General features: G+C 33.6%; 10 protein-coding genes and 2 tRNA genes. 7 read left to right on the plus strand and 5 right to left on the minus strand.

From position 1 onward, the window contains the following. Positions 1-162: 162 nt before the first annotated feature. The 5 genes from ACFSTE_RS20690 (at position 163) to ACFSTE_RS20710 (ending at position 5113) form a co-directional block, all read left to right on the plus strand. On the plus strand, positions 163-2403 hold the full coding sequence (locus tag ACFSTE_RS20690) for a tetratricopeptide repeat-containing hybrid sensor histidine kinase/response regulator (RefSeq protein ID WP_176030670.1): 2241 nt from the start codon (positions 163-165) through the stop codon (positions 2401-2403). Positions 2404-2487: 84 nt separating this feature from the next. Next, positions 2488-3672: a trans-sulfuration enzyme family protein gene (locus ACFSTE_RS20695; protein WP_378254284.1), complete on the plus strand. Its 1185-nt coding sequence runs from the start codon at positions 2488-2490 to the stop codon at positions 3670-3672. Continuing rightward, on the plus strand, positions 3669-4385 hold the full coding sequence (gene bshB1 / locus ACFSTE_RS20700) for a bacillithiol biosynthesis deacetylase BshB1 (protein WP_176030672.1): 717 nt from the start codon (positions 3669-3671) through the stop codon (positions 4383-4385). The genes ACFSTE_RS20695 and bshB1 overlap by 4 nt, the downstream gene beginning before the upstream one ends. A 58-nt stretch (positions 4386-4443) precedes the next feature. Further along, positions 4444-4519: transfer RNA gene (locus ACFSTE_RS20705), tRNA-His, on the plus strand. Positions 4520-4828: 309 nt separating this feature from the next. After that, positions 4829-5113: a hypothetical protein gene (locus ACFSTE_RS20710; protein ID WP_378254282.1), complete on the plus strand. Its 285-nt coding sequence runs from the start codon at positions 4829-4831 to the stop codon at positions 5111-5113. Positions 5114-5257: 144 nt separating this feature from the next. Here ACFSTE_RS20710 and ACFSTE_RS20715 read toward each other — a convergent pair whose 3' ends face one another. Next, positions 5258-6286, minus strand: a complete 1029-nt coding sequence (locus ACFSTE_RS20715) for a M28 family metallopeptidase (RefSeq protein WP_378254280.1) — start codon at positions 6284-6286, stop codon at positions 5258-5260. Between the two features lie 145 nt (positions 6287-6431). Here ACFSTE_RS20715 and ACFSTE_RS20720 point away from each other — a divergent pair. Further along, positions 6432-6516 (plus strand) — tRNA-Ser (locus tag ACFSTE_RS20720). Positions 6517-6660: 144 nt separating this feature from the next. Here ACFSTE_RS20720 and ACFSTE_RS20725 read toward each other — a convergent pair. Then, positions 6661-7176 (minus strand): GNAT family N-acetyltransferase, encoded by a 516-nt coding sequence (locus ACFSTE_RS20725; RefSeq protein WP_176030675.1) that lies wholly within the window; start codon positions 7174-7176, stop codon positions 6661-6663. 719 nt (positions 7177-7895) lie between these two features. Here ACFSTE_RS20725 and ACFSTE_RS20730 point away from each other — a divergent pair. After that, entirely contained in the window at positions 7896-9698 is a 1803-nt protein-coding gene (locus ACFSTE_RS20730) for a M61 family metallopeptidase (RefSeq protein WP_378254277.1), read from the plus strand. A 66-nt stretch (positions 9699-9764) separates the two neighbouring features. Here ACFSTE_RS20730 and tssO read toward each other — a convergent pair whose 3' ends face one another. The 3 genes from tssO to ACFSTE_RS20745 are packed head-to-tail and all read right to left on the minus strand — an operon-like array spanning position 9765 to position 12476. Then, complete coding sequence (gene tssO, locus ACFSTE_RS20735; protein ID WP_176030677.1) at positions 9765-10277, minus strand: type VI secretion system TssO; 513 nt, start codon at positions 10275-10277, stop codon at positions 9765-9767. A gap of 37 nt (positions 10278-10314) precedes the next feature. Beyond that, entirely contained in the window at positions 10315-11466 is a 1152-nt protein-coding gene (locus ACFSTE_RS20740; RefSeq protein ID WP_176030678.1) for a hypothetical protein, read from the minus strand. Between the two features lie 11 nt (positions 11467-11477). Next, positions 11478-12476: a PKD domain-containing protein gene (locus ACFSTE_RS20745; protein WP_176030679.1), complete on the minus strand. Its 999-nt coding sequence runs from the start codon at positions 12474-12476 to the stop codon at positions 11478-11480. Positions 12477-12499: the final 23 nt, after the last annotated feature.

Consider the following 12499-nt stretch of genomic DNA (forward strand, 5'->3'; position numbering starts at 1 on the left):
TAGTTTTTCCTAATAAACAACTTTATTAACCCCAAAAACCTACGCAAAAACCTCTTTTCTTACAAAAACATAGATAAATTGCACATTAATTACGACGATTTACACTTTGTTACATCAATTTTTGTATTTTCGCTTAACTAGTTTACTTGAAAACCGCATAAGTTGAAAAACTTTTTTACGTACATCATTACTATTTTTCTTGTTTGTCATCTACAAAACTCTAGAGCTCAAAACTCATTGAGTGCTGATAGCATTCATTTGTATATCAAAAAAGCTGAAAAATTACAGGATCAATACAAATACGATGAATCGCTGGAAATTGCCAAAATTGCATTACAAAATGCGGCTTTTAATGACGATTCTAAAAGTAAGGGACTCATTCATACGATTATTGCCAAAAACTATGAAATCAATGAAGATGACCACGAGGCTAAATCCAATTACCTAAAAGCACTTACTTACTCTCAAATTTCAAAAAACAAACCTTTAGAAACAGATCTGTACAACAATCTGGCTCGTTTATACTCAAAGGATAAAAACACCTATCAGAAAGGAATTCATTATTATAATCAATCCTATAAATTTGCTGTACGACTTAATGATACGTCTAGGATGATCCGTCCTTTACTGAATCTCAGTAGCTTATACATTAATCGCAAAGCATATAACAAAGCATATAATTATCTATCTCCTGCCAAAAAGCTTATCGGAAATCACACCTCCAGTCTGGATCAGGTACGATTACATGTGTTATTAGGAAAATATTATATCAGCACAGAACGCTACGAAAAAGCAGAAAAATACTTAAAGGAAGCCATCTTTCATTCCAAAAGAGAAGCTAGTATCAATGATAAGAGTAAAAACAATGAACTTACTTCTAATTTCTATCAACAGCTAGCGACTGCTTACAAAGCAAAATCAATGCTGTATTATATTCAGCGAGATTTCAAATCTGCATATGACTACCAACAGGAATATGTAGACAACCTCTTAAAGGCAATTAACCTAAAAAATATTATAGAACTACAAAAAGCAAATGTAAAATATCAGGTAGGACAATATAAAGAACAAATCAAACAAGCAGATGAGGACAAAGCAGAACGTGCTTCTCAGGTTATAAAATGGCGAATCATTATTGCACTGGGAACTATCCTTATTCTCATATCAATGGCTTTTTTATTAAGCGCCTACAAAAATAACACACAAAAAAGAAAGCTAAATAACGACCTTCTTGAGAAAAACAAAGAACTACTAATTGCAAAAGAAGCTGCCGAGCAAGTCTCTACCTTAAAATCACAATTCATCTCTACCGTAAGCCATGAATTGAGAACTCCCCTCTATGGAGTTATCGGATTAACTTCGCTATTAATGGAAAACCCGGAAGAGAAAAAAAGAAATGAATACTTAGAGTCTTTAAAATTCTCTGGAGATTATTTATTGGCATTAATTAACGATGTATTACAACTAAGTAAAATAGAAACTAATGAAGTTAAGCTGGAGAAAGTTTCATTTGATTTACGATCGCTTATAGAAGGAATCGTAAATTCTTTACACACCAAACAAAAAAGCAACAACAATACTGCATTAATCGATATTGATCCTAAAATCAACAGTACATTATTAGGAGACTCTGTAAGACTATCTCAAATTTTAATCAACCTTATCGGGAATGCGTTAAAGTTCACAAAAGATGGAAATATCTGGGTCAAAGTACAATGCCTGGAATATAAAAATAATGTCTATAAACTTCGTTTTACAGTAAAAGACAATGGTATTGGTATTCCAAAAAGCAAACAAAAAACTATCTTTGATAATTTTGCCCAGGTCAAAAACCAAAATCTGGAATACGAAGGAACGGGGCTGGGACTTGCTATTGTCAAAAAATTAATCCAATTACACGATAGTGAAATTCATATTATCAGTGAAGAGGGTGTCGGATCTGAATTTTATTTTGATTTAACTTACGAAAAGGCAATTAAAGCTCATGAAATAGCACTAAAAACCGGAGAAGCTATTAGTATTGGCACTTCTAATTTTTATGTTCTTATTGTCGATGATAACAAAATCAATCAAATTGTCACTCAGAACATCCTGAAAAAGAAGGGGTATACCTGTGATGTAGCCAGCAATGGAATGGATGCCATAGAAAAATTAAGAAGTGAAAAATTCGATCTTGTCTTAATGGACATCAATATGCCGGAAATGAACGGATTAGACGCTACAAAAATAATTCGGGAATTTAACCCTAATATTCCTGTAATTGCCCTCACAGCAGTTGAAGAAGGGGAAGTGAGAAATCAGGCATTATCTGTCGGAATGAATGATGTCATCATAAAACCATATGACACCCAACAATTTTTCCAGACAATCATGAAAAACATAAGTAAGATGAAGCTTATGTAAGCGTATCATTTTCGATTTCTTTTATGAAATTCGTCTTTATACCTTTTTAGTAGTAATTTAGAGCATATTTTTAGCTCGTATTATATGGACTCAACTAAGAAAGGATTTAACACAATCTGCACCCATTGGGGACAACTTGAAGACTCCCAGTTCAACGGTGCCATCTCTCCTATTTACCTATCTACTTCATATGCTTTTGAAGAAGTAGAAACAAAGAGGTATCCAAGATATTTTAACACTCCTAATCAAGAAGCATTAAGTAAAAAAATTGCCCGATTAGAGAATGGAGAAAACGCATTGATTTTCGGGAGTGGAATGGCAGCAATAAGCACTACTCTTCTCGCCTTTTTACAAAAAGGAGATCACATTATTTTACAACAAACACTATATGGAGGAACTGCTAATCTCGTAAAAAAGGAGTTTCATAGATATGGAATCGAATATACATTCGTCAATGTGGATCATATTGATCTCTTCGAAAAAGAAATACGCCCCAATACCAAGGTTATATATATAGAAACACCTTCTAATCCTTTGTTAACCATTACAGATATTACTGCTGTCACATCGATTGCAAAAAAACATCGTATCACCACAATGATTGACAATACATTTGCCTCTCCTGTCAATCAAACCCCGATCGATCTTGGAGTTGACATTGTCATTCACTCTGCAACAAAATATCTGGGAGGTCATAGTGATATTCTGGCAGGGGCTGTTGTATCTACAAAAGAAAACATCAACACGATCTTCCAATTAGGAATCAATCTTGGTGGTAGTTTAAGTGATTTTACCGTCTGGATGTTAGAACGAAGTATAAAAACACTTGGTCTTCGAGTAAAACAACAGAATAAAAATGCAAAACAAGTCGCAAAATGGCTTCATAAAAATGAAGATGTCAAAACCATCTATTACCCTGGACTAAAAACACACCCAAATCATCATATTGCTAAAAAACAAATGAAGGGATATGGCGGTATGGTATCCTTTGAGCTACAGAACTACATTTGTCCTGCTCTTTTTCAGAAAAACCTGCAATTAATAAAAAGCTCCATGAGTCTTGCCGGAGTAGAAAGTACCATTTTATCACCAGCAGTAACCTCACATGCTTTATTATCACCAGAAGAAAGACTACAACAAGGAATTACAGACAATTTATTACGACTAAGTATTGGAATCGAAAATAAAAAAGATATAATCGCAGATATACAACAAGCCATTAACGAAACTAAAAAAGAACTAGTAAAGACTAAAAAAATAAGTGAATGAAATTAGATATTCTCGCTATAGGAGCGCATCCTGACGATGTGGAATTAAGTTGTGCCGGAACTATTGCCAAAGAAATTAGTAATGGAAAAAAAGTAGGAATTTTAGACCTTACCAGAGGAGAATTAGGAACCAGAGGAACCCCAGAAATACGAGATCAGGAAGCCAGAAATGCAGCTGATATACTAGGAGTCTCTGTTCGTGAAAATCTTGGTTTTAGAGATGGTTTTTTCATCAATGACGAATTTCATCAGTTAGAAATTATTAAAATCATTAGAAAATACCAGCCGGAAATTGTTTTATGTAATGCGGTAACAGACCGGCATATTGATCATGGTAAAGGAAGTAAACTTACCAGTGATGCTTGCTTTTTATCTGGATTGAGAAGAATCGAGACTCAGATAAATGGTAATGCTCAGCAAGCATGGAGACCAAAACATGTGTATCACTATATCCAGTGGAAGAACATAGAACCTGACTTTGTTGTTGATGTCAGTGATCATATGGATACTAAAATAAAAAGTGTAATGGCATACGCCTCTCAGTTTTATGATCCGTCAAGTAAAGAGCCGTCCACACCTATTTCGAATAAGAATTTTAAAGACAGTATTTCGTACCGGGCAGCCGATCTTGGTCGTATTATTGGCGTATCATATGCAGAAGGCTTCACTGTAGAACGCTATGTAGCAGTGGATTCTATTTTTAACCTAATTTAATTCATTTTTTCCTTTGCTAATACGATAAAAGGCATTATATTTGCCCCCGAATTAAAACGGTGGTTGTAGCTCAGTTGGTTAGAGCGCCTGATTGTGGTTCAGGAGGTCGTCGGTTCGAGACCGATCTTCCACCCGTATTAAAAGCCCTGCAATAGCAGGGCTTTATTTTTTTAAGTATTTTCCTACCGCTGTTTTTGATATGGTTCCAATAAAACAAACCATAAATTATCATGTATCATTTACAACAGACCTCTAACACAAAAGCATCAACATAAGCTACATTTTATTCCTGAAATGCCGGGAGGAAATTATCAACCCGAAGGATACACATCCTTTTTAATCCCTTGAAATACATTTCAACAAACTTATTCGTCACTTCACTTGCCATTTATGCCGTTTTAATTACTTATTCCCAATACACCCACAACAAAATAGTAAGTTCGGTGAAAGATTACGAAATGAATAACCTGGATCAACAAATTAGACAAATAACTCCTTACGGAGAAGATATTTTCCTTACTTTATTAGAAAATTACGGCTACAAGCCTAATCAATCAGAAAAATACGAGAACAAAGACATCATTATAACGAATCTATTAATAAAAGCGTTTAAACAATACTCTTTTCAATTCCCTAATCAATTATCAGACGAAGAGAAAGTGGCTATATTTAAAGATCGTTTCTTAAAATGGCAAAAAGAAAAAAACAACAAACATATCAGCATTTAGAAACGGGCGCTCGTTCAAAACATCACAAAATAATCAATCATATAAGAATATAATTACATTAATCATTTCTAACGAAAAACATTTTTAGAAAAAAAGCGATATGAAATTCATATCGCTTTTTTTATTATCGTTATCAAATATTTCTTACTCTGTCACCCCATCAACAACCAACCGTTCTGCTCTATTAGCAACTTCCCAAGCTGTATAAAAAATCAACTTAGTCCTTTTAGCTAATAAGTCATAATCGATTTTTTCCGGGGTATCTGTAGGCTTGTGATAATCTTCATGCACTCCATTAAAATAAAAAATAATAGGAATATTATGCTTTGCAAAATTATAATGATCACTTCTATAGTAAAAACGATTTGGATCATCCTTATCATTATATGTATAATCCAAATCTAATTGGGTATACTTTTCATTCATTGCTTCACTCACTTTATGGAGATCCGTACTCAAACGGTCACTTCCAATCAAATAAATATAATTACTTTTTCCTTCTTCCCTATGATTAGGATCAATTCTCCCGATCATATCTATATTCAGATTAGTTACTGTATTAGCTAAAGGAAAAACAGGGTTTTCTGTATAAAATTTGGAACCATATAATCCTTTTTCTTCTCCTGTAACATGTAAAAATAGAATAGAACGCTTCGGACCAAACCCATCTTTTTTTGCTTTCTCAAATGCTTCTGCTATCTCTAGTATACTAACAGTACCAGAACCATCATCATCTGCTCCATTATATATATTACCATCTTTGTCCACACCTACATGATCATAGTGAGCAGACAGCACTATAATTTCTTCAGGTTTTTCTGTGCCTTCTATGAACGCCAGTACATTTTCTGATGATTTTATTCCTCCCCTAAAATAGCTGTCTGGTATTTCCTGATAATAGTCATCCCCTCCCATAGGAGATACTATTCCCATCCTCTTGTATTGTTTTTTTAGGTATTCTGCTGCTTTTTTCTGCCCTGGCTCTCCCGTATCTCTTCCTTCATAACTATCTCCTGCAAACGTATATAAATACTCCTTCAGTTCTTTGGAAGAAATCGTTGCTGCATAAGTTGAGGCATTTCCTTTATCGGTACTTGTAGTATTTTTTGTTTTTTTAGTGCACGCACAAGAATAGATAAGGGAAACCCCTAATACTATTAAAACTTTTTTCATGTATAAGTGTAAATTAAATATGACGCAATATACTCATTTAGACCTATATGAATACGTGAATATTTTCACAAAAGAAAAAAAGGTGATTTTTTTTCAAAAAAAGTTTTTTCTAACTGAAAAAAGGTCTTATATTTGCACCCGCAACGGAGAAATGGCAGAGTGGTCGAATGCGGCAGTCTTGAAAACTGTTGAGGGTCACACCTCCGGGGGTTCGAATCCCTCTTTCTCCGCAAGGTCAACAAAACCTCAGTTTTTACTGAGGTTTTGTTTTTTTTATCTTCTTTTTATTTTTATTCCAATTCTCAAAAAAGAACCCCAGGTATACTCTTACTCTACACAAAAATATATCTCATCTATATACCCTTTCTGAAAAATCAATTAGAAAACAAATACAATTCTTCTGTTTCATTAGGAAGTGTCAAGACTCCTATTTGTTCCAATCCTATTTTTTTTAATAGCTTCTGCGAGCCAACATTATCTTTCTTCGTAATTGCCCGGATTTTAGTCAATGCAAAACGATTTTCAGCTATTTCTTTCAATTTACTGACTGATTCATATGCATACCCCTTCCCTTCATATTCTGGCAACAAAGAAAAACCAATATCAATCCCTTCAACTCCTTCTCTATCATACAAACCACAACAACCAATTTTTGCGCCATCAGACTTCCTGATAACAGTGTAATTAGAATACCCTAATCGCTCCAACTGAGATCGCATTCTTTTTTTTATGTATACCTCTGCCTCTTCTATTGTTTTAATATTCCTATCACCGATATACTTTATTGATTTGGGAGTGTTAAATAGAGCTAACACAAACGAACAATCCTCTACCGATGTCGGTCTTACAATTAACCTTTCTGTTTCAAAAGTTACATACACTTCTTCCATAATAATTAATATTAGTTTCCAAACAATTTATCTTTCTAAAAAAATCAAATCACAAAACACAGTGTTTCAACATGCTTCCCCTGTGGTTTAACCACAAAATTAACATGATTTTCAAAAATATATAGTATAGTAGATAAGAACTATCAGATTATCTGTACTTTTACGGCTTTCATAAAAAATAGTATCGCAATGTTGTTGTCAGTTAAGACAGGTACGAAAATAAAATCTCCTCCCTTATTACCTCTTCATCTATATGTATAATGAAAGGATACTGGAGTTACATTACAGCAATTACAACTATCGTAATTGTTATCAGCTTTATCTCACTGTATATAGGAACAGTCCAGAAAGCCCAAAACTATATCTTTTTCTCTAAGATAGGCATTCTTATTACTTTTATAACGTTTTCTATTTGCATTTTATATTCCGTTTTTAAGCACTATAAACAACCATACACTACTATTGTTTTCATGCTTATTTTCTCCATCATCAGTTGTATTCTTTTATTCCTTTTATGTAAAGTTCTTATAGCATTTCTTTAACAAATACTCCCTTTGCTTAATTTATACTTACAATCTTTGCGCAGTTAAGAGTTTATCGTATTTTTGACTTCCTTAGAAAAAGGCTTTTTTATAACACGTTCTTAATTTTTTAAGAAATAATTATTCATCACATAATAACTAAATAGATACTAAGTTTATTTATAAAAATCATCTTTAATGAAATACCTAAGAATCTTTTTTTTATTGCTTGTTTTTCAAACAGGGATCGCTCAGGTAAGAAACGAGTATAAAATATCTTTTGATAATGCTGCTCATCATGAAGCATTAATAGAAGCCACTTTCACCAATTTAGAAAGCGGAACCATATCGCTAAGGATGAGTAGAACATCTCCCGGACGTTATGCACTGCACGAATTTTCTAAAAATGTTTATGATGTAAAAATTACTGATGGTAAAGGAAAGAGCGTAATGGTCACTCGTCCAAATCCACATCAATGGGATGTTTCCGGACATGACGGGACAATACTCCTATCATACCGCTTATTTGCAGACAGAGCTGACGGAACATATTCTCAGGTAAACGATTCATATGCATTATTGAATATCCCTGCTACTTTTATGTATATCCCTACATTAAAAGAGAGACCGGTACAACTTACTGTTGTTGTTAAACCTGGACATAACTGGAAAATATCTACTCAACTGATCCCATTAGGAGGAAATAGTTATCTAGCCCCTAACCTTCAGTATTTTATGGATAGTCCGATCTTGACAGGAAATCATATTGTCAAAGAGTTCAAAGTCCCATCCAGAGGTACTGAATATACTATAAAACTGGCTTTACAACATCAAGGAACAGAAGAAGAAGCTGATCAGTATTTCGAGCAAATCAAGAAAATTGTAGAACAAGAAAAAGCAGTCTTTGGAGACTTCCCTAATTTTGATTATGGAGAATATACTTTTCTTGCTTGTTACATGCCTATTTCTTCGCGAGATGGAATGGAGCACAGAAACTCTACAGTACTAACCAGCACTAAGAGTCTTGCTGAGGGAGGTATGAAAGGTAATATCGGAACTGTTTCTCACGAGTTTTTTCACGCGTGGAATGTAGAACGAATCCGCCCGCAATCCTTAGAACCGTTTGACTTTGAAAAAGCGAATATGTCTGGAGAACTTTGGTTTGCAGAAGGATTTACCAGTTATTACACAAACCTTATCCTGTGTCGTGCTGGAATTCTAACTCAGGAAGAGTATATAAACAGCCTTAATAAAACTTATAATTACGTATGGAACTCTCCAGGCAGGAATTTTTTCAACCCTATAGAAATGAGTCAACAAGCTCCCTTGGTTGATGCTGCAACTTCCGTTGACCCTGTCAACAGATCCAATACCTTTATATCATATTACTCATACGGCAGCATGTTAGGGCTCGCATTAGACCTTTCTCTAAGAAGTCATAAAGAAGGATTAAACCTAGATGACTATATGAAATTATTATGGGCTAAATATGGCAAAAATGAAACTCCTTATACTACAGAAAATTTACTTTTTACACTTCGTGAATATGCAGGAGAATCTTTTGCTGATAATTTCTTTAAAAGTTACATATACAATAGTCATGCTCCTGATTTTAAGAAACTGCTTGCTACGGTTGCGATTTACTTAAAAACAGATGTCAAAACACCTTATTTTGGAGCTAGAATCACCTTTGATAAAAATGATTTTGCGACAATTGCAGATTACACTCGAATAGGTACTCCTGCTTATGATGCCAGACTTGAAAAAGGCGATATCATTTTATCGATAAATAATGCTACTTTTTCTACTCCAGAACAGTTTGATGAAGTACTAAAAAAGCACAAACCTGGAAAAAGAATTACAGTAACCTACAGAAGGCTTGGAGAAGAAAGAAAAACAATTCTGAGATTAGCCACTAATCCTACTGTTACCCTTACTCCTTATTCTAAACCAAGTGAAAAAGCATTGCTACAACGAGAGAACTGGTTAAAGGCAAAATAAAAAATACCAATAAAAAAATCCCTTTTGTGAAGTGCAAAAGGGATTTTTTTATTGATACTATTTTAATTAATTTCTCGATAATCTATACGCATCAAGATTTCGATTTGCCTGATTAAGTTCATCTCTTAAACGATCTATTTCTTCTTTATACTCTTCTAGTGTCTTATCAATATCCTCATACTGCAGTAATTTTCCTTTCATTTGCTGGATATCCACATATGTCTGCACCATATTAGTATACATTTCATATCTATAAGTAGAGTCTTCTTTTGGTAATGACTTCTGAATATCAACAATCTTAGACGTAATCAGTGAATTAATATGTGGTAGATTCTGTCCAGGAACATCCAATGAATCAATTAGTGATCTCACATTATTTATTTCATTAGAAAATTCTCCTTGAAATTTCATTTCTTTCTCTATAGCAACCGCCCGTTCTCTCAACACTTTATTTTCTTTAAGAGGTACTCTATTAAAATCAAAGAATAAAGCTGCCACTATTAATCCTGTAGTACACAGAAACAAAATGATAAATTTCAAAACACTATTTCTTCTCTCCTTGCTATTTTTGGGTTTCATTATGGTTATTTATAGTTGATATGATGATTTCTTTTTCTTAATCTAACAAAAAGCTTCGTCTGCTTCTTACATCTTCTTTTGCGACTACCTCTTCTTTTACAAAAATATTAGAGTCTGATTTTTTGCCAATATAATCAAGTTCATTAAGCTTTTTAAACAATGTGAGCATTAATTTTGTAAATCCAGATACATGGTTTAGCGCCTTATTAACATCAGAATGCTGATATTCTATTTCTATCATCTCTATCAATACATTCTCCAGCGCTCCCTGATTTAAATCACACCAATCCGACAAATAATTAAGAAGCTCTTCTTTTCCTGTACCTACATATACGTCTAGGCTATTTTTAATCACACGTGCTAATGCCATTAACTTAGTAATCATAATAATCGGAGGTAATTGACGATCATACAGTCTAAATTCCGGTAACATCCCTCCTAAATACCCAAAAACATTTTGCGTCAAAGCCAATACCATTTTTGCTAATTCATTGGTTTGCTTTTTTTGGTATATTTTCTGAACAATTCCAATAGAATATTTTTCCAACGCATTAAAGAACGTATGAATCTCCGAATAGATAAATTTCAAATCCTGATGGCTTTGTATAGACACACAAGGAGGAATAAAATCTTCTGCTAATTGAGGAACACCTTCTTTAAAAACTATTTTGGCTATTGTCACATGATATTTCCCAAATTCCTGTTGATTCGTCTCTTCACTACTTAATACATGAAGACTGTACTCTGGCAAAACATAAGGATGCCTTGGAGGTTCTTCTTCTGGGTCTGCATCACCAATAGGAACTCTTTTATACGGATTAACCTGCAAAACAATATAACATTCTTCATCCGCTACATTAACCGTATACTCTGTTTTAATAACACTACCCTGGCTTTCTAAAGACGCTGTTATATCATTTGTGATATCAATTACAAACCCTCCAGCAGTAATAGCTCTACATTTATTTAATTGTATCTTTACCGTATCCTGTCCATCCATAGAAAATACGATATCTACAGCATCTTCATTTGTCAGTTCCGGTAACAACCCATAATTCATTGAGTTTACATCTTTAGATGCTACTACCTGTACAAACTGAGAAAAAGCATTTTCAGTCTCGATGAAATGAGTTTTATTAATTTTCATTCCATCAATCCAATTCACTCTGTGATGTTTTGTGTGCTTCATTTTTATCTTTATTAAAACAACCCTGTTTTTGAATATCTTATGACCAGATTTTTAATACAATTATTTTCTGCCCTAACGATTTCCAATTCTTTAATTTTTATTCCTTTTCCCTTTATACGTTGACAAAATTCAATAAAGGTCGTTTTCTTCCTATTAACAACTATTGACAAGTTTAGGTTACCACATAAATATTCATTAAAGTTTTTTGCTGTTTGTTTTTCATCTGCAACTAACAGTAACTTTTCTTTTAATTTATTCAACCCTATAAAAGGAGCTTTTGTCTCCTTTGGCTTATCACTAATCGGAGCGACTCCTATTGTTGGAGCATATGGTATTGTTGATTTAGGTGAATTCCTCGGAACCCTTCTCACGGGCTTGTTATCAACCAAAGAAGGTTTTGGCAATACATTTATTTTCTTTTTAGTTCCATATCTCACATCTCCATTAACGATAAGCGTGATTGTTTTTAACCCCGGAGTCTTATAGACATATTTAGGGTTTTTATCTGTTGAATTAACATCTGCAGTCTCTCCAAATCGCCATTCCCAAGTTCGGGCATTTTTGGTTTCATCTTTAATCCTTAATTCTTTTCCTACTTCTATTGAAACTGGCACTTTGAAACGAGCTAACTTAGTCGAATCCAATACGAATGCCTTTTCTTTAATCGTCAAGGTTTGAGTTATCCCTTCACAATTTCCATTAATTCGCAATCTTACTGTATATTGCCCTGGGTGCTCATATGTATGAAACGGCGCTATTCTGGTGTCAATTTTTGTACTATCACCAAAATCCCATTCTCTTTCATTAACTATTCCTTTAGTCTTGTCCTTAAACCTAATAATCTCTCCTACTCTCAAAGAGCTCGAATCAAAACTAAAATCAACAATATCACAGGGAGTATGATTCGCTAATCTATATCCGAATACAGATGCTGAAATAATAATTACTCCTATAAAAAAAAGAATAATACTTCTGTCAATATGATAATTCGTGTTACTTGTTGTTTTCAAAATTTATATTTAAAAAATTAGAT

It is taken from the genome of Aquimarina hainanensis (assembly GCF_042684685.1).
Classification (GTDB): Bacteria; Bacteroidota; Bacteroidia; order Flavobacteriales; family Flavobacteriaceae; genus Aquimarina; species Aquimarina hainanensis.

What these genes read in the sequence shown, in the direction of transcription:
- ACFSTE_RS20695 (WP_378254284.1), top strand. Translation starts at nt 2,488, where the DNA reads ATGGACTCAACTAAGAAAGGATTTAACACAATCTGCACCCATTGGGGA.
- bshB1 (WP_176030672.1), top strand. Translation starts at nt 3,669, where the DNA reads ATGAAATTAGATATTCTCGCTATAGGAGCGCATCCTGACGATGTGGAA.
- ACFSTE_RS20715 (WP_378254280.1), bottom strand. Translation starts at nt 6,286, where the DNA reads ATGAAAAAAGTTTTAATAGTATTAGGGGTTTCCCTTATCTATTCTTGT.
- ACFSTE_RS20725 (WP_176030675.1), bottom strand. Translation starts at nt 7,176, where the DNA reads ATGGAAGAAGTGTATGTAACTTTTGAAACAGAAAGGTTAATTGTAAGA.
- ACFSTE_RS20730 (WP_378254277.1), top strand. Translation starts at nt 7,896, where the DNA reads ATGAAATACCTAAGAATCTTTTTTTTATTGCTTGTTTTTCAAACAGGG.
- tssO (WP_176030677.1), bottom strand. Translation starts at nt 10,277, where the DNA reads ATGAAACCCAAAAATAGCAAGGAGAGAAGAAATAGTGTTTTGAAATTT.
- ACFSTE_RS20740 (WP_176030678.1), bottom strand. Translation starts at nt 11,466, where the DNA reads ATGAAGCACACAAAACATCACAGAGTGAATTGGATTGATGGAATGAAA.